This is a genomic window from Marivirga sp. (assembly GCF_035704835.1).
Lineage (GTDB): Bacteria > Bacteroidota > Bacteroidia > Cytophagales > Cyclobacteriaceae > Marivirga.
Window position 1 is genome coordinate 52,082 of record NZ_DASSWQ010000049.1, and the last position, 16,002, is coordinate 68,083.

Annotated in this window: 16 protein-coding genes; 10 read left to right on the forward strand and 6 right to left on the reverse strand. The window is 33.0% G+C overall.

Annotated features, from left to right (window positions below; all coding sequences use genetic code 11):
• Positions 1-69 precede the first annotated feature (69 nt).
• The 3 genes from VFM92_RS07755 to VFM92_RS07765 all read left to right on the forward strand — a co-directional run bounded on the left by VFM92_RS07755 (position 70) and on the right by VFM92_RS07765 (position 1,967).
• Positions 70-672 (forward strand): DUF2179 domain-containing protein, encoded by a 603-nt coding sequence (locus VFM92_RS07755; protein ID WP_325121633.1) that lies wholly within the window; start codon positions 70-72, stop codon positions 670-672.
• Between the two features lie 197 nt (positions 673-869).
• Positions 870-1,274, forward strand: a complete 405-nt coding sequence (locus tag VFM92_RS07760) for a DUF4783 domain-containing protein (RefSeq protein WP_325121634.1) — start codon at positions 870-872, stop codon at positions 1,272-1,274.
• A gap of 288 nt (positions 1,275-1,562) precedes the next feature.
• Positions 1,563-1,967, forward strand: coding sequence for a DUF4783 domain-containing protein (locus VFM92_RS07765; RefSeq protein ID WP_325121635.1), 405 nt, complete (start codon positions 1,563-1,565; stop codon positions 1,965-1,967).
• Positions 1,968-1,973: 6 nt separating this feature from the next.
• On the opposite strand, the gene VFM92_RS07770 is transcribed toward VFM92_RS07765, so the two are convergent.
• A complete protein-coding gene (locus VFM92_RS07770; protein ID WP_325121636.1) occupies positions 1,974-2,177 on the reverse strand; it encodes a PspC domain-containing protein in 204 nt (67 codons plus the stop codon).
• A gap of 174 nt (positions 2,178-2,351) precedes the next feature.
• On the opposite strand from VFM92_RS07770, the gene VFM92_RS07775 reads away from it, so the two are divergent.
• Positions 2,352-3,659: a 1-acyl-sn-glycerol-3-phosphate acyltransferase gene (locus VFM92_RS07775; RefSeq protein ID WP_325121637.1), complete on the forward strand. Its 1,308-nt coding sequence runs from the start codon at positions 2,352-2,354 to the stop codon at positions 3,657-3,659.
• A gap of 165 nt (positions 3,660-3,824) precedes the next feature.
• On the opposite strand, the gene VFM92_RS07780 is transcribed toward VFM92_RS07775, so the two are convergent.
• Positions 3,825-5,261 carry an SLC13 family permease gene (locus tag VFM92_RS07780; RefSeq protein WP_325121638.1) on the reverse strand — a complete coding sequence of 479 codons (1,437 nt, stop codon included), beginning with the start codon at positions 5,259-5,261 and terminating at the stop codon, positions 3,825-3,827.
• Between the two features lie 223 nt (positions 5,262-5,484).
• On the opposite strand from VFM92_RS07780, the gene VFM92_RS07785 reads away from it, so the two are divergent.
• Positions 5,485-6,189: a hypothetical protein gene (locus VFM92_RS07785; RefSeq protein WP_325121639.1), complete on the forward strand. Its 705-nt coding sequence runs from the start codon at positions 5,485-5,487 to the stop codon at positions 6,187-6,189.
• A 38-nt stretch (positions 6,190-6,227) separates the two neighbouring features.
• Here VFM92_RS07785 and nth read toward each other — a convergent pair whose 3' ends face one another.
• From nth to VFM92_RS07800, 3 genes are read right to left on the reverse strand one after another with little or no spacing between them, the layout of a single operon-like run.
• Positions 6,228-6,887 (reverse strand): endonuclease III, encoded by a 660-nt coding sequence (nth, locus tag VFM92_RS07790; protein WP_325121640.1) that lies wholly within the window; start codon positions 6,885-6,887, stop codon positions 6,228-6,230.
• 3 nt (positions 6,888-6,890) lie between these two features.
• A complete protein-coding gene (locus VFM92_RS07795) occupies positions 6,891-7,130 on the reverse strand; it encodes a hypothetical protein (RefSeq protein ID WP_325121641.1) in 240 nt (79 codons plus the stop codon).
• Positions 7,108-7,710 carry a sigma-70 family RNA polymerase sigma factor gene (locus VFM92_RS07800; RefSeq protein WP_325121643.1) on the reverse strand — a complete coding sequence of 201 codons (603 nt, stop codon included), beginning with the start codon at positions 7,708-7,710 and terminating at the stop codon, positions 7,108-7,110. The genes VFM92_RS07795 and VFM92_RS07800 overlap by 23 nt, the downstream gene beginning before the upstream one ends.
• A 384-nt stretch (positions 7,711-8,094) precedes the next feature.
• Between VFM92_RS07800 and VFM92_RS07805 the strand changes: the two genes are divergently transcribed.
• From VFM92_RS07805 to VFM92_RS07820, 4 genes are all read left to right on the forward strand, one after another.
• On the forward strand, positions 8,095-8,673 hold the full coding sequence (locus VFM92_RS07805; protein WP_325121644.1) for an ECF-type sigma factor: 579 nt from the start codon (positions 8,095-8,097) through the stop codon (positions 8,671-8,673).
• 3 nt (positions 8,674-8,676) lie between these two features.
• Positions 8,677-11,262, forward strand: a complete 2,586-nt coding sequence (locus VFM92_RS07810) for a serine/threonine-protein kinase (protein WP_325121645.1) — start codon at positions 8,677-8,679, stop codon at positions 11,260-11,262.
• A gap of 96 nt (positions 11,263-11,358) precedes the next feature.
• Positions 11,359-12,825: a 1-hydroxycarotenoid 3,4-desaturase CrtD gene (gene crtD, locus VFM92_RS07815; RefSeq protein ID WP_325121646.1), complete on the forward strand. Its 1,467-nt coding sequence runs from the start codon at positions 11,359-11,361 to the stop codon at positions 12,823-12,825.
• Positions 12,822-13,490, forward strand: coding sequence for a carotenoid biosynthesis protein (locus tag VFM92_RS07820; protein WP_325121647.1), 669 nt, complete (start codon positions 12,822-12,824; stop codon positions 13,488-13,490). Before crtD ends, VFM92_RS07820 begins: the two co-directional genes overlap by 4 nt.
• Positions 13,491-13,544: 54 nt before the next feature.
• On the opposite strand, the gene VFM92_RS07825 is transcribed toward VFM92_RS07820, so the two are convergent.
• The gene (locus tag VFM92_RS07825) at positions 13,545-13,772 is read right to left on the reverse strand and encodes a hypothetical protein (protein WP_325121648.1); all 228 of its coding nucleotides are present in this window, start codon (positions 13,770-13,772) and stop codon (positions 13,545-13,547) included.
• A gap of 267 nt (positions 13,773-14,039) precedes the next feature.
• Between VFM92_RS07825 and VFM92_RS07830 the strand changes: the two genes are divergently transcribed.
• Positions 14,040-15,818, forward strand: coding sequence for a chloride channel protein (locus tag VFM92_RS07830; protein ID WP_325121649.1), 1,779 nt, complete (start codon positions 14,040-14,042; stop codon positions 15,816-15,818).
• Positions 15,819-16,002 lie beyond the last annotated feature (184 nt).

The following is a 16,002-nucleotide window of genomic DNA, read 5'->3' on the forward strand; positions in this document are numbered from 1 at the left end:
AGTATTCATTTTTCATACTAGAATTATTTTCGGATATTTGTAGCGTCCCTTCAAATTCCAGTTTTTATTATGCAAGAGTTTTTTACAGAATTAGGATTTTCAAGCAACATTTTTGCCTTTGTTATTCTACCACTTTTAATTTTTATGGCGCGTGTGGCGGATGTTTCGATAGGGACTATGCGTGTCATCTTGGTGATGCAGGGTAAAAAAGGGATTGCTCCTATTTTAGGTTTTTTTGAATCTTTGATTTGGCTATTAGCAATTGGTCAAATATTTAAGCACATTGATAATCCTGTAAGTTATATCTCTTATGCTACAGGATATGCTTTCGGTACCTACATTGGAATAATTGTGGAAGAAAAAATGGCTATTGGAAGAGTGGTGGTTAGAGTAATCACATCTCTCCCAGCACATGACCTGATAGAATATTTGGAAAGGAGAAATCACAGATATTCAAATATTGAAGGAACCGGAAATGACGGTAAAGTGAATATTATTTTCACGGTAGTGAAAAGAAATGTTTTAAAAGAGCTAATTCCGAAAATTCATGAATATAATCCAAAAGCTTTTTTTACAATTGAGGGGGTGAAAAAGGTAAGTGATGAAGAAGTTTCTTTTAAGGAAAATAAAGGGATTCTTATAGGGAAAATGCTGGATATTCGGAGCAAATAAAATTTAAGTTCCTATCGTTTATTTATAAAATAAATGATTGCTTTTTGCATACTCAGATCCATTATGCTAATTTGTAGAATATTATGTTTGATACTTGAGCGTAATGCTAAAAACTTTAATATGAAATAAAAAGTTTTTAATAAATGTATGGCATAATTTTAGCTTAATTTCATATTCAAATTGAATTATAAATCCGAATGAAAGGAATTGCTATAAAATTTTTCTTAATATTAATTGTTTCGGTTCTAAGCCTTTCTTTTGCTCAAGCTCAAACCAAATCGCTTTTTGCAGATGTACGGTCTGCGCTAAAGGCTGGCAGTTCAAAAGAATTATCACAGCATTTCCATGATAATATAGAATTAAATATTAAAGGGGAATCAGGTAATTATAGTAATGTGCATGCTGAGATATATCTAAAAGAATTCTTCAAAAAACACGAACCTATAAGTTTTGAATATGCACATCAAGGCAGTTCTAATGAAGGGTTGAAATATGCGATCGGAAATTATGTCCATTCAGAAGGTACTTATCTAGTTCTTATAAGGGCAAAGAAAATTGATGGCAAAGAAAAGATATATATTATTGATTTCTCAGAAGAGTAAATAAGCTTAAGTTTTCTTCTGTGATTGCAAGCTCAATATAATCTACTGGCTGGTAAGGATGCGCTAGATGCCAGAATTAGAGTATAAAATAACCTTAAATTTCCTGTATTTCTGCCAACTTATTTTGCTTTTCCTTCGAGATCTCTTTTTTTTCTTGAATACCATTTCCTATTCAAATCAATCTGAAATTATAGATAACAGCTTTAATCAATAGTAAGTAAATTTTATGTTATAAGGTATGGCATAATTTTAGCTATCTCACTTCTTTAAATCGAATCATAAAATCCAATGAAGGGAATCGGCATAAAATTTTTCTTTTTCCTATTATTTTCAAGCTTAGGCAATTGCAATATTTATGCCCAAGATAAGTCACTTTTTGCTGATGTTCGCTTAGCCTTAAAAGCTGGGAGCTCAAAGGAATTGGCCCAGCATTTCCATGATAATATCCAACTCAATATCAGAGATGAATCAGCTAATTATAGTAAAGTTCATGCCGAAATTTATCTAAAAGAGTTTTTTAAAAAGCATGAACCTATCAGCTTTGAATATGTCATTCAACAAAGTACAAATGAAGGTGTAAAATATGCGATCGGAAATTATGTCCATTCCGAAGGCACTTACCTAGTTCTCATAAGAGCTAAAAAAATTGATGGTAAAGAGAAAATCTATATCATAGATTTCTCAGTTGAGTAAAAAATTTTATCTTTTCCAGCTCAATTTTTCTTCAGGCATCACAAACCATAAAATAATGTAAACCAATATTCCAGGAAAGGCTGCGCTGAGGATTGAAATTAAAACATATAGTAATCTTACTTTACTGGCATCCCATCCAAAATATTTCGCTAATCCTCCGCATACTCCTGCGAAAACTCTTTTTCTCGTTCTTTCTAATTTCTTTTCCATATTTTCTGTTTTATTATATCAATTCAATATAAGTGCCCAAAGTTATAAATGACCTTTAATGGCAGTATTTTGAGTTTTAGTATTTCTCTTGTGTTCATTATCGCACACTGTGTTTGCTATATTGTACACTAATCAAAATCATTATATTTGTGCCTTTACTATTTAAATGCTAGAATGTACACTATTGCAAAGTATATAATCTATTCCTTTTTGCGCAAATTGATGGATGCGAGTTTATCCTTTAGTTATCGAAATATTATAGTGACAGGTTATGATAAAGTTAAAAACAGAAAACCATCATTATTTGTAAGCAACCATCAGAATACCTTTATGGATGGACTCGTGCTAATAAAAGTAGCAAAAGATATTCAGCCTAATATTCTTGTAAGAGCCGATATTTTCAAATCGAAATGGGCGGCAATAGCTCTCGATGTGATTCGTCTCATTCCAATTTACAGAAAAAAGGATAATATGGGGAGTGTGACTCAAAATAACGAAATTTTTAAGAAGTGTATTCATTTATTTGAGAAAGGAGAATCGCTTTTAATTTTCCCGGAAGGAAATCATGCAATAAAAAGGTATTTAAGACCGATGCAAAAAGGTCCTGCCAGAATCGCTTTTCAAGCGGAGGAGGAGAATAATTTTCAGTTAGGCTTAAATGTGATACCATATGGAGTGCATTATGAAAGTCACCCAGAGAGATGGCATGATCTACACCTTCATTTTGGAGATGCATTTCAAGTGCAAGAATACAAAAATGAATTTGATGAAAATCCCAGTAAAGCACAAAAACAATTTACAGATAGAATTAGTAAGGAGATTTCTACCGAAATGCTAGATATTAAATGGCATTCTGAATATGAATTTATGGAGCAGGTGCGAACACTGCTAAAGCCATATGCCTTAAAATGGATTCATAATAGGAAATCAATTGTACACGCAGAAAATGAGCTAATCAACAAAATAACCAGCAATCTTCAAGAAGATGAGGAAAAAACACGTCTACTAAAAGGTAAGCTACAGTCTTATTTTGAAGAGGTAAAGAAAAGTAAATTATCAAAAGATTATACTGCCAGAAAACAGTGTGTTGTTAGTTTTATATTAAAAGCTATGGGAGTTTTAATTGGATCCCCTTTCTGGTTAGCAGCTAAAGTCATTAATTTTATTCCTGAGTACATCATTGAAAAGAAAGTAATTGCAGGTGTAAAAGACATTACTTGGCATATTTCACTGAGGTCGGGAATTTCTTTATTCATCTATCCATTATATTATTTTTTAATCTTTATTATACTAGGTATAAGTTTTGATTGGGTAATAGCAGGGATTGTAGTTTTTACCTTTCCATTGATTTCAGTTGTGATGTATGAGACTCAGTATCACTTTAAGAAATTAAAAAACGCTTTCATTCTTTTTAAAAACCCTAAAATAGTAAATCAAGAAAAAGAATTGGTAACGGAATTTAAAACCTTAGCAGTAAAATAAAACTTATAAATTCACAAAGATTGAAATGAAACTGAACGGTGAGAAATGTCTGAGTTATGTAGTCAATAGTTTACATCTCTGTGTTCTTAAAGAAATTCTAAATGAAAACCTGTGATTAAAATTAAAGCAGCCTTGGGCTGCCCCAATATTTTTTTAGAAAGGTAGTTAGCCGCCAACAAAAGGTGCCAGAAAAAAACCAGCCACAACTAATACAATTACAGCAATTAAATTCAATAGTATTCCAGCTCTTACCATCTGTTTCATGCTAATATAACCACTTGAAAATACGATAGCGTTTGGTGGCGTACTAATTGGCATCATAAAAGCACAACTTGTAGCCATTGCAACAGGAATCGCTAATAACAGCGGGTCAACATCTAAACCATTTGCAATACTTAGAACCATAGGAATTGCGATAGTGGTCAATGCTACATTACTCATTACTTCCGTTAAAAAAAGAGCCAGAGTGGTTAAAATTAATAATAATAACCATAGCGGAATATCTTTGTATTGACTTATTGCCACGCCAATCATTTCAACAAAACCAGCTGTTTCCATTGCTTTGGCTAATGCCATTCCTCCTCCAAATAAAATTAGAATTCCCCAGGGAAGATTTTTCATGTCTTCCCAGTTCATTAGCATTTTACCTGATCTGCTAATTGGGATTAAAAAAATGGCTAAACCACCAGACATGGCAGTTATGGTGTCATTTAATATATCTATTCCAAAAAGTGAATTTATTTGAGATTTGAAAATCCAACAAATGGCTGTAAGTCCGAAAATACTTGCCACCCATCTTTCTTCTTTACTCCATTCACCTAAATTTTTTAATTCTTGACTTATATAGAGCTCTGCTTTTTCAATCGTACTAATGCCATGACGGAAAAGTACCTTCGTCAAAACTTGATAAATAATGGCTAGCATAACGACAACTGTTGGGATTCCAATAATTAACCAACTAGCAAAACTGATTTCTTTTCCCAAAATATTCTTTACTAATCCAACCAGAACTACATTAGGAGGAGTTCCAATAATAGTGGCCATTCCTCCAACATTTGCAGCATAGGCAATTCCTAAGAATAAAGCTGTTTTAAAACGATTGAATCCTGAGAATGAATCATCGCTTCCTTCTAATAATTTTACTACTGAGAGTGCGATAGGCAACATCATAACAGCCGTAGCGGTATTACTAATCCACATACTTAGAACGGCAGTTGCTAACATAAATCCTAATATAATTCCATTGGCATTGGTGCCTGTTAATCGGATTAAATTCAATGCAATTCTTCTGTGAAGCTGATGTTTCTCCATGGCTAAAGCCAACATAAACCCGCCCATAAAGAGGAAGATAATAGGGCTTGCATAAGGTGCGGTAGCTTCTGTCAGATTAAAAACCTCAGTACTTGGAAATAATACCATCGGCAAAAGAGCCGTAGCAAAAATGGGAATAGCCTCAAAAATCCACCAAATGATCATCCATAAAGCAATAGAAAACACATCCCATCCAATTTCAGGAAACCAAAATTGGGGGTTTGTCCATTGGATTAATAGGAATAATAATGGACCTAAAGCTAATGCGATATATTGAAGTTTAACTTTCAATGATTTTTTTCTAAGCTGAAATTATCAAAATTTTAGCTAGAAGAATTAATATTTAAATTAAATAAGAATATTTTCCATTGATCATGAACTGTTTACCGACTTCAGTTAAGCTTAAATATCCAGTACAAAAGTTTTTATTACAACCCTTTTTAAACAGTTTGTGTCAAATACCTAAGAAGATAAATATCCCGTTTGATTCTATAAATAATTTAAACAGAACTAAATGTCAAATATTATTAAAAACTATCAACCTTATTTACTTTTAAGTATATCCTCATTTTTAATGCTCAGTTGTGTGGCTTATCAACCCCAAATGGCGGACATCCCCTTAATTCATGAAAAGAAAGATTTAAGAATTGATGCAGGTTTATCTTTAGTGAAGGGTAATATTGGCGGTACTTTTTCTTATGGTGTCTCAGATAAAATTGCTGTACAAGTTCATGGAAATACAATGTTTGACGGAACTAAGCATAATTATCTACAAGCAGCAGGAGGTTATTACAAGCATTATAACAATAATGCAGTCTTGGAATTATACGGAGGATTGGGATATGGAAATATTTATGCTAGACAACCTTCAACAGGAGGTCATATGGATGGCAATCAGCAACTGTATTTTACACAATTGAATTTTGGTAAAATAAGTATTGACAATGGTAAAATTGATCTAGGCATTGGATTGAAAACGGGGCTTTTATTTTCTGAAATACAGGATAATAATTATTTCTATACTCCTGCTGAAGGCGACTTAAAATATAATTATAGCATTTTGTTGGGAGAGCCCACTGCTTTTATCCGCTTTGGAGGTGAACGTATAAAATTTAACCTTAAAGCAGGAGCAGTTGCAATGCACGAACTGTCAAACAGTAATCAATACTTCCCGTTTTCATGGTGGAATATAGGGTTTGGAGTGAATTTTAATTTCTAAAAGCTATTGATTATTCCTAAATAGGATTGCTTTCCACTTTATAGTTGATTTTCAAGAGACTTATTCTTCTCAAAATATCTGCACATATGCGTGATCTTGCATTCCTCACATTTTGGTCTTCTAGCGACACAAACATATCTTCCGTGTAATATTAACCAGTGATGAGCCACATGTACATATTCAGAAGGAATATGTTTAATTAGGGTTTTTTCGACTTCAAGTGGGGTTTTAGCATTTTGATTTACCAATCCCAATCTTTTGGAAACTCTGAAAACGTGCGTATCAACTGCCATGGCTGGCTGATTGTAAACAACAGAAGCGATTACGTTGGCCGTTTTTCTTCCAACTCCTGGCATTTTCTGTAAATCCTCTACTGATTCGGGAACCTCGGAATTAAAATCTTCCACCAACATTTTAGCCATCCCAAGCAAATGTTTGGTTTTGTTGTTCATAAAAGAAATACTTTTAATATAAGGCAGTACCTCATCAAAGTGAGAATTAGCCAAATGCTCGGGAGTGGGAAAAGCTTCAAAGAGTGCAGGCGTTACCATGTTTACTCTTTTATCTGTACATTGGGCAGATAAAATAACAGCCACAAGCAATTGATACGGATTTTCGTAGTGTAATTCCGTTTCTGCCTGTGGCTGGTTTTCAGAAAAATAATCTAAAAATGCTTCGTAGCGTTCTTTTCTTGTCATTTGCTAATCCTTTACAGGATGCAAATTAACAGCTTTTGAATATTCTAAAATAGAATTGATGGTTTTTTCTGAAGGAGCCATCATTCCCCCATCCATTTGCTTTTTCAGCCATGTGAGTTCATGGTATTGTTCTAAAAGTTCCATGTCCTCATTCAAGGCTAGTTCGATTTGCCGATTTTCCTCCGGCTCTGTTTCCTGGTAAACATATCGGATTAAATCGTCATGAGTAAAAATTTTGGTCATAGGCTATATTATATTGTTGCATCTTTTTCCTCAAATTAATGAGGGCATAGCGCATTCGGCCTAATGCAGTATTGATGCTGACGCCTGTCTGATCTGAAATTTCCTTGAAACTCATGTCCATATAATGGCGCATGATAAGCACTTGTTTTTGTGCTTCAGGTAATTCTTGAATCAGTTTACGAAGCGATTTATGTACATCTCTCTTCATTTGTGCATCCTCAAAAGTGCCTTCTGCAAATTCGAGGGTTTCGAATACACTATTTCCATCATCCATAACGATGGTAGGGTATCTTTTATTTTTCCTGAACTTATCAATTGCTAAATTATGTGCAATTCTTAAAATCCAAGGCAAAAATTTACCTTCCTCATTATAACGACCAGATTTTAAAGTTCGTATAGCCTTAATGAAAACTTCTTGCATTAAATCTTCAGCTACATACTGATCTTTTACAATCATGTAAATAGTGGTGAAAATTCGAGATTTGTGGCGGTTTACTAGTTCTTCAAACGCTACTTCATTACCATTGATATACTGGCCAACCAATTGGCTGTCATCCAGTTTTGTTTTTTGATTATTCATCTTAAAACACCTTGTTTAGTTTGGTAAAAGTTTATTCTATAGCGTTAATTTTTAGAGGTAGAACATAATTTTGTAGTTCCGAAAGTATTCAAATGATTTTGATTCACAAAAATATTTTTCGATTTATTTTATAATGACAACATAAATGTAAAAAAGGTTGGAATCTCTATAATTTATTTTTGTAAAAATCGTTACATGCTATTTTTCTGATTAAGTTTAATACTTTTCAAACTACATGATTTTTCATCTTATTTTAACTACCTTAAGTCACGTCATTATTAGCTTATTCATATTAGTTTAATTAAATTTTCTTTTTTTAGTCTTTATTTTATCTTAAAAAATAGTAGATTTATACTGTATTCGAAGTAGATTTTTAGAAATAACATGATAGATCAGGGAGAAATAACGCAATTATTAGTGCAAGTCAACAAGGGAGATATCAATGCATACAATAAAATATTCCCCGTTATTTATAATGAATTACGCCATATAGCTCATCGGATTAGGTTTCAGTATTTCGGTTTAGAAACTTTAAATACCACAGCCATTGTCCATGAGGCCTATCTAAAAATAATTAATTCTGAGGCGAATTGGAGCAGCAGAGCGCACTTTTACGGTGTTGCCGGCAAGGCTATGCGTCATATTTTGCTAAATGCTGCCAGAAGAAATAATGCTATTAAAAGAGGTAGAGATGCGCAACATATTTGTTTTGAGGAGTGGGAAGAAAAAATTAATTTATCTGATGAGTGTTCGAATGAGCTTTTAAGGTTAGATGAGGTATTGATTGAACTAGAAGAGAAGGATAGCAAGCAAGTGAAAATAGTAGAATGTCGATTTTTTGCCAATATGACAATTGAAGAAACCGCAGTTGTTTTAGATATTTCTCCGTCTACAGTGAAAAGAAACTGGCAAGTTATTAAGGCGTGGATATACAGTCAGATTCAAGCTAAAAAAATCGCTTAACTAATGGATTACTCTTGGAATAAGCTGGAAGAAATTTTCCAAAACGCACTAAAGTTACCTGCTATTGAAAGAGAGTACTATGTTGCTCTTCAAGCAAAAAATGACGATCGTTTGCGTGATACAATTTTAACAATGCTCAAAGATGAGAAGAATGCTGATCAATATTTTGACAATCTTCAGGCTGGGATTGCTACTGGATTTGAAGAAAAAAAGGAAGATATTTTTAAGCCTGGCGATATAATTGATAAATATAAAATTGTTAAAAGTCTCGGAAGGGGTGGAATGGGACAAGTTTATTTGGCGGAAAGAAATGATCAGCAATTTGAACAAAAAGTAGCAATAAAATGCTTTTCAGCAGAGGAGGTAAAGGATAATTTTCTACTAAATTTCCGAAATGAGCAGCAATTTTTAGCGAATTTAAACCACGCAGCGATAGCGCATATTTTGGATGGCGGAATTACAGATTCTGGGATTCATTATATTATTATGGAATATGTGGATGGTCTTCCTATCGATCAATTTTTGCGCACTAACACATTAACTACACAAGAAAAAATTCAACTTTTTTTGAAAATCTGTGATGCAATCAATTATGCACATAATCGTCTAATTTTGCATTTAGATATCAAACCTTCCAATATTTTGGTGAATGCAGACAGACAAGTTAAATTATTGGATTTTGGTATTGCTCAAAAAATAGGAACTAAACTTCAGCATAAAAATCAAAAAGCAACGCCATATTTCGCAGCACCTGAACAGATAAATTTAGGAAGCATAACTACTGCAACTGATATCTTTCAATTAGGCATTTTATTTCATATTATATTAACTTCTAAAAACCCTTTAAACCCTAAAGAAAACAACCCATTTGATAGAAATCTTATAATATCAGAGTCCTTATCTCTTGAAATTAGGAGTATTTTAGAAAAATGTTTAAATGAGCAGTCAGATAATCGATATACGTCAGTAAATGAATTAAATTCTGATTTAGAAAGATATTTACAAAACAGGCCTATAAGTACGCTTAAGCATAATAATTCCTATATTTTTTCTAAATACATAAGGCGAAATAAAATAACTATCATGTTGGTAGGATTAGCTATAGTAAGCTTGACTTCCGGTATAATTTTCAGTAGTTATCAGGCAAATAAAGCACAAAAAAGTGAACAATTAGCGTTAAAACAGAAAGAACGAGCCGAATATATTTCCTCTTTTTTAATAGGATTTTTTGAAAGTCCAAACCCTAGAGATAATTCAAAACTAGGCGCTGATTTCACAGTGGATGAATTTCTTGATTTGGCTAGAGATAAGGTTGATAACGAATTATCAGAACGACCTAAAATGAAATATGAATTGTTGGCGGTTATCACCAATATGTATAATAACTTAGGTAGACAAGAGAAAACGGCTGAAATAGATAAAGAACTGATATCAAAGTATCAAAAATTTCTTGGAGATTCTTCTACTCAATTTCTGGATGCCCAAATAAGGCTTGCACGTTTTTATTCTGAAAGAGGAGAGTTAGCCAAAGCAGATTCTATGTTCAATAAAATTGAATCCAATACTGATATGCCTTATTTTGCAAGAGGAAATGCATTGACAGAACATGCATTGTATTATCAAAACATTAAAGGTGATTTTAAAACCGCAGATTCATTGGTGCAATTATCTTTGAATTTATTCATTGAAAATAGAGATACTTTACGAAAAGAATTTGCTGATGCACTTAGCATTGCTGGTACAATAAAAAACAGGTTTTCAAACTTTAAAGAAGCGGGAGAATATTATGAAAGAGAATTAACGATAAAAAATGAAATTAGTACTAATGATCCTGTAGATATTGCCCTCACAAAATCTAATTTAGCTACCATCTATTTACAAACAGGGAAAGCGAAAAAAGCATTGAAAATTCAATTGGAAGCTTTAAAAGTACTAGAAGAAAATTTAGGTGAATCCCATATTCATACTATGCACGCTTATAATAATCTAACGCATATCTATCTTGATAACTATAAATTTGACTCTGCAAATTATTTCTCTCAAAAAGCTCTCAAATTATACAATAGTACGGTGGGTGATAAATCTTACGAAACTGCTTATGTCAGTTTAAATTCAATAATATTTGACATTAAAAAAGGTAATTATGAGGAGGCGCAAAATAAAATTGACAATGCAAGAGCCTCCTTTGAAAGAACTTTACCTCCTAATCATTACCTGAATAGTTTACTTGGAATATATCAATCTTCCCTTGCCATAGCGGAAACTAATCCTCAAAATGCATTAAAGGCAGTGCAAGAATCAAAAAATTATATAAAGGGCGTTCTGCCTGAGACACATTTCTTTTATGCTTATATAATAATTAATGAAGCACGCGCTCAGTTATTACTGAATGAAAAAGAGCAAGCATTAAAGTTATTGGAGCAATCGTTTGAAATTTTGAAAGAAAGCAAAGGAATGCTGAATTATCGAACTCAGCAAACGGTGGCGGAGTTAGCTAAAATTTATATAGAAAAAGGTGAAATGGGGAAGGCGAATATCTATCAAGCCTATATAACTCCAGAATTTAAATCAAGCAAATTATCAGACTAATTCTCAACAATTAAAATTCCTCAAACTTTAATTTTTGGATGTAGTTCTTTTGCAAGATATTGTCACTTGAAAAGGTAGAAAATTTAAATCCATTAAATGAAGGCGTTAATTATTGGGGCAGGAGTAGGTGGAATAGCAACCTCTATTCGCTTGGCTAAAAAAGGATATGAGGTTGAGGTGTACGAACAAAACAGTTACCCTGGAGGGAAACTATCGGTTTTTGAACAAGATGGTTTTCGTTTTGATGCAGGTCCATCCTTATTTACTATTCCGGAATTGGTGGATGATTTGGTAGCACTTCAAGCAGAAGGAGCTCAAATTGAATTTCCATATAAAAAGTTAGACGAATCTTGTCGTTATTTTTGGGAGGATGGTAAGCGATTAACTGCGTTCACTACTCCAGAAAAATTCGGAGCAGAAGTAGAATCAGTTTTAGGAGTTTCTGCTGAGGTTGTGGTAAATTATATAAAAAATGCTGAATTCAAATATGAGAAATCAGCTCGAATATTTTTAGAAAAATCGCTTCATAAATCTTCTACCTTTTTGTCGAAAGATATACTGCCTGCTTTATTAAATATCTATAAGTTCGGATTATTTGAAAGTATGAATCAAGTAAACGAGGCAAAACTGAAGCATCCTAAATTGGTTCAATTATTCAATCGGTTCGCTACGTATAATGGATCTGACCCCTATCAGGCTCCAGGAATCTTAACTTCCATAGCTAATTTGGAATTGAATAGAGGGACATTTTATCCCAAATCGGGAATGTATCAAATAACAGATACACTTTTAAAAGTCGCTGATAGTCTGGGAGTAAAATTCCTATTCAATGCAGGAGTTGAAAAAATTATTGTTGAAGATAAAAAAGCTGTAGGAATTCAGCAAAACGGAGAGACGATTTTGGCCGATTTAGTAGTGAGTAATATGGATATTTACCCTACCTACAAAAAACTGCTTTCCGAACAAAAGCAACCTGAAGCTATTTTGAATCAAGAAAGGAGCAGCTCGGCTTTAATATTCTATTGGGGCATCGGCAAGGAGTTTAGTGAATTTGGTCTTCATAACATATTTTTTAGCGATGATTATAAAAAAGAATTTCGACACATATTCAAATCAAAAACGATAGCTTCTGATCCTACCATTTATGTGAACATTACTTCCAAGCACACGCCTTCGGATGCTCCTGAAGGAATGGAAAACTGGTTTGTGATGGTCAATGTACCTTCGAATAGCGGGCAAGATTGGGATAAATTAATTCCTGAAATCAAGAATTCGGTTTTAGCCAAGCTAAGTAGAATGTTGAATGTAGATATTTCTGAGTATATTAAAACAGAAAGTATTTTAGAACCTAGAACGATTGAAAGTAAAACTTCATCCTATCAGGGGGCGCTTTACGGAAGTAGTTCCAATAATCGATATTCAGCTTTTTTAAGACATCCAAATTTTCATCAAAAGATTAAAGGCTTATATTTTTCAGGTGGAAGTGTTCATCCGGGTGGCGGAATTCCATTATGTTTGCTATCTGCAAAAATAATTGATGATTTAAGTCCGGAAATTAAATGACTTCAACTAACCTGCGTACTTTTATTGAAAGTATCAAAGCCAAACCATTGATTGGCATTTTGATTATTTCTGCATTCTATTTTTTTGGAATTATTGGGATTCTTTCAAACTATAGTAATTGGTTTATTGAAAAAACCGCATTTAACCTATCTTTATCTTTCATCATACTCCTCATATATCAAGAAAAGTATTCATGGTCATTACTTTGGTCTTTTTCATTTTGTTTCCTAATTGGTTTTTTAGCTGAATACTTGGGCGTAAACTTTGGATTGATTTTCGGAAATTACATTTACCCTGACACTTTAGGGCCTCAAATTGGTGGGGTCCCTATAATTATTGGTGTGAATTGGTTTTTGATTACTTTTTGTGTGGCTTCTTTAATATTTCCTTTAAAGTGGAATTCCATATTAAAAATTATTTTTGCTACAATTTTAACTGTTTTGATAGACGTGTTGATAGAACCTGTTGCAATGGAATTAAACTTTTGGAATTGGGAAAATGATCAGGTTCCATTTCAAAATTACGTTGGGTGGGCTGTAATTTCGTTTTTGATATTTTGCTTCTATTATTTTATTAAACTTCAAATAAAAAATGAGGTAGCAAAGGTATTACTGATTTGGCAGGTGGTATTTTTTGCCATTTTAAACCTACTTCTTATTTCATAAATAAACTGTTTACTTCACAAAAAAGCCGACTTAAAGCCGGCTTTATTTATCTCCTCATGCTGAGTTTTTAATATATTGATTCTCTTCAATTAATGTAAAATACTCTTCAAAGAGCGATTTTGAGATTAATTTACTTTCAGTGCCTGAACCCCATTTCGCATTGAGTTCAAACAATCCGTTAAAAGCTCGACCTTCGTAATTTTCACCTTGTTTAAAACCTGTCAATCCAGTTTTTTGGTCAGGCAATTTATTGCAAACGAAATTTATTCTATACCTATCCATGTCTAAAAGTTTGTGTAAAACTATATACAATAGACCAAGATGTGTGCCAAAAGGTTGGTTTTTCTAAAGTATTAATCGACAAACGGCATGTATTTTCAGATGAGTCCATATTTTAATAAAGTAAAATAGGAAAAGAGTCTACTTTATGAGCTTATGATTATGTGAAGATTTAAAGTGCAGCAACAAAAATTTTAGATCAAGGCATATTAGAGTAAATAACCTCTATTTGGGGCTTAGGTAGCATCATAATTATTTACCTTTGCAGGTATGAAATTTAAATCACTTTTACTTAAGTTTCTTATTTGGCGTGTTAAACATGTCAGCACCAATAATTTTGTAATTGCTACGAGTGGTGTTATAGGAATTATATCGGGCTTGGCCGCTGTAACCCTCAAGGAAAGTGTACATGTAATTCAAAATTTTTTAACTCGCGATTTCCAACAAGAATTTGGTAATTATTTGTACTTAAGTTACCCATTGATTGGGATTGTGTTAACACTTCTTTTATCTAAATATATATTGAAAGAGAAGTTAGGGCATGGGATTACAGATATTTTATATTCAATATCCAAGAAGTCAAGTATAGTAAAGCGAACTAAAACCTTCTCTCGAATGATAACTAGCTCGCTAACTGTTGGTTTTGGTGGTTCAGTCGGATTGGAGGCTCCGATTGTGGTTACTGGCTCTGCAATTGGTTCCAATATAGGGCGTTTAGTCCATCTTAATTATAAACAAAGAACATTATTGATAGGATGTGGTTCTGCGGCTGCTATTTCTGCAATTTTTAATTCACCAATAGCTGGAGTTATTTTCAGTATTGAAGTCATCTTAGCAGAGGTTACTATTAGCTCATTTATTCCGCTATTAATTGCTTCTGTTTGTGGAGCTTTAGTTTCTTTGACATTATTGGGTGATGATGTACTATTTTCTTTCAATCTCACAGATGAATTTATAGCCTCTGAGACTCCTTTTTATATTTTTTTAGGTGTTTTTACAGGATTAGTAGCATTATATTTTACCCGAGTAGTGGGTAAGGTTGAAGGTATGATCAAAAATGTGAAAGGGGATTTAAATCGAGCAATTATTGGAGGTGTTTCTTTAGGTTTTTTAATTTTCATAATGCCTCCGCTTTATGGTGAAGGTTACGATACTATTACTAAATTATTGGAAGGTAATGCACAAAGTATCTTGAATAACAGTTTGTTTTTCGATGAAGTTGAGGCTTTCTTTTTAATTGTACTTTTTGCGGCAGGTATAATTTTAGTAAAACCTATTGCCACAGCATTAACCATCGGTTCAGGTGGAAGTGGTGGAATTTTCGCCCCTTCTTTATTTTTAGGAGGTGTTACAGGATTTTTATTCGCTTATTTAGTAAATAAAATGGGGATAACAGCACCTATAAGTCTAAGTAATTTCACACTAGTTGGAATGAGTGGCGTAATGAGTGGAGTTTTGCATGCGCCTTTAACAGCCATTTTCCTTATAGCTGAAATTACTAGTGGCTATACACTTTTTGTTCCTTTGATGATTGTTTCAGCAATTTCATATAGTACTATTTCATATTTTGAAAAATATTCAATTTACACGAAGCCATTGATTGAAAAAGGTGATTTGATTTACCATGATAAGGATAGGCAAGTGCTTAGTCTAATTGACTTAAAGAAAGTCATTGAAACTGATTTACTTACAATTGATCCCGATGCTACCTTAGGTGAATTGGTCGATTTAGTTCGTTTTTCTAAGCGAAATATATTCCCTGTTGTCAATAGCGACCAAGAATTGATGGGGATAGTTACTTTGGATGATATTAGAGAAATTATGTTTGATGAAGAATCTCGAAAAAATATTATTGTGAATACTTTAATGCATACCCCTCCAACTTTTGTTACAGGCAAAGAAAGTATGCGTTCTGTCATGATGAAATTTGAAAAGACTGGCGCTTGGAATTTACCTGTATTAGAGGAAGGAAAATATGAAGGATTTGTTTCCAAGTCAAGAATTTTTAATGCCTATCGTAAAAAGCTCATTAGACAGCAAATCGAATAATCTCAAATAGAAAATATTACATCTAATACCAAAGTAGCTTCTTGAAAGCAGATATAGTGCTAACTGGTTGGCTTACTGTGGCTTGTCCACAATTATTAACAGTAAGGTATATAGTTTAAACAACTGATAATCAATAGGTTATATTTTTAATGTGGATAAGTGTGGATAACTTATGGTTTTTGTG

What these genes read in the sequence shown, in the direction of transcription:
- VFM92_RS07755 (WP_325121633.1), top strand. Translation starts at nt 70, where the DNA reads ATGCAAGAGTTTTTTACAGAATTAGGATTTTCAAGCAACATTTTTGCC.
- VFM92_RS07760 (WP_325121634.1), top strand. Translation starts at nt 870, where the DNA reads ATGAAAGGAATTGCTATAAAATTTTTCTTAATATTAATTGTTTCGGTT.
- VFM92_RS07765 (WP_325121635.1), top strand. Translation starts at nt 1,563, where the DNA reads ATGAAGGGAATCGGCATAAAATTTTTCTTTTTCCTATTATTTTCAAGC.
- VFM92_RS07770 (WP_325121636.1), bottom strand. Translation starts at nt 2,177, where the DNA reads ATGGAAAAGAAATTAGAAAGAACGAGAAAAAGAGTTTTCGCAGGAGTA.
- VFM92_RS07775 (WP_325121637.1), top strand. Translation starts at nt 2,352, where the DNA reads ATGTACACTATTGCAAAGTATATAATCTATTCCTTTTTGCGCAAATTG.
- VFM92_RS07785 (WP_325121639.1), top strand. Translation starts at nt 5,485, where the DNA reads ATGTCAAATATTATTAAAAACTATCAACCTTATTTACTTTTAAGTATA.
- nth (WP_325121640.1), bottom strand. Translation starts at nt 6,887, where the DNA reads ATGACAAGAAAAGAACGCTACGAAGCATTTTTAGATTATTTTTCTGAA.
- VFM92_RS07795 (WP_325121641.1), bottom strand. Translation starts at nt 7,130, where the DNA reads ATGACCAAAATTTTTACTCATGACGATTTAATCCGATATGTTTACCAG.
- VFM92_RS07800 (WP_325121643.1), bottom strand. Translation starts at nt 7,710, where the DNA reads ATGAATAATCAAAAAACAAAACTGGATGACAGCCAATTGGTTGGCCAG.
- VFM92_RS07805 (WP_325121644.1), top strand. Translation starts at nt 8,095, where the DNA reads ATGATAGATCAGGGAGAAATAACGCAATTATTAGTGCAAGTCAACAAG.
- VFM92_RS07810 (WP_325121645.1), top strand. Translation starts at nt 8,677, where the DNA reads ATGGATTACTCTTGGAATAAGCTGGAAGAAATTTTCCAAAACGCACTA.
- crtD (WP_325121646.1), top strand. Translation starts at nt 11,359, where the DNA reads ATGAAGGCGTTAATTATTGGGGCAGGAGTAGGTGGAATAGCAACCTCT.
- VFM92_RS07820 (WP_325121647.1), top strand. Translation starts at nt 12,822, where the DNA reads ATGACTTCAACTAACCTGCGTACTTTTATTGAAAGTATCAAAGCCAAA.
- VFM92_RS07825 (WP_325121648.1), bottom strand. Translation starts at nt 13,772, where the DNA reads ATGGATAGGTATAGAATAAATTTCGTTTGCAATAAATTGCCTGACCAA.
- VFM92_RS07830 (WP_325121649.1), top strand. Translation starts at nt 14,040, where the DNA reads ATGAAATTTAAATCACTTTTACTTAAGTTTCTTATTTGGCGTGTTAAA.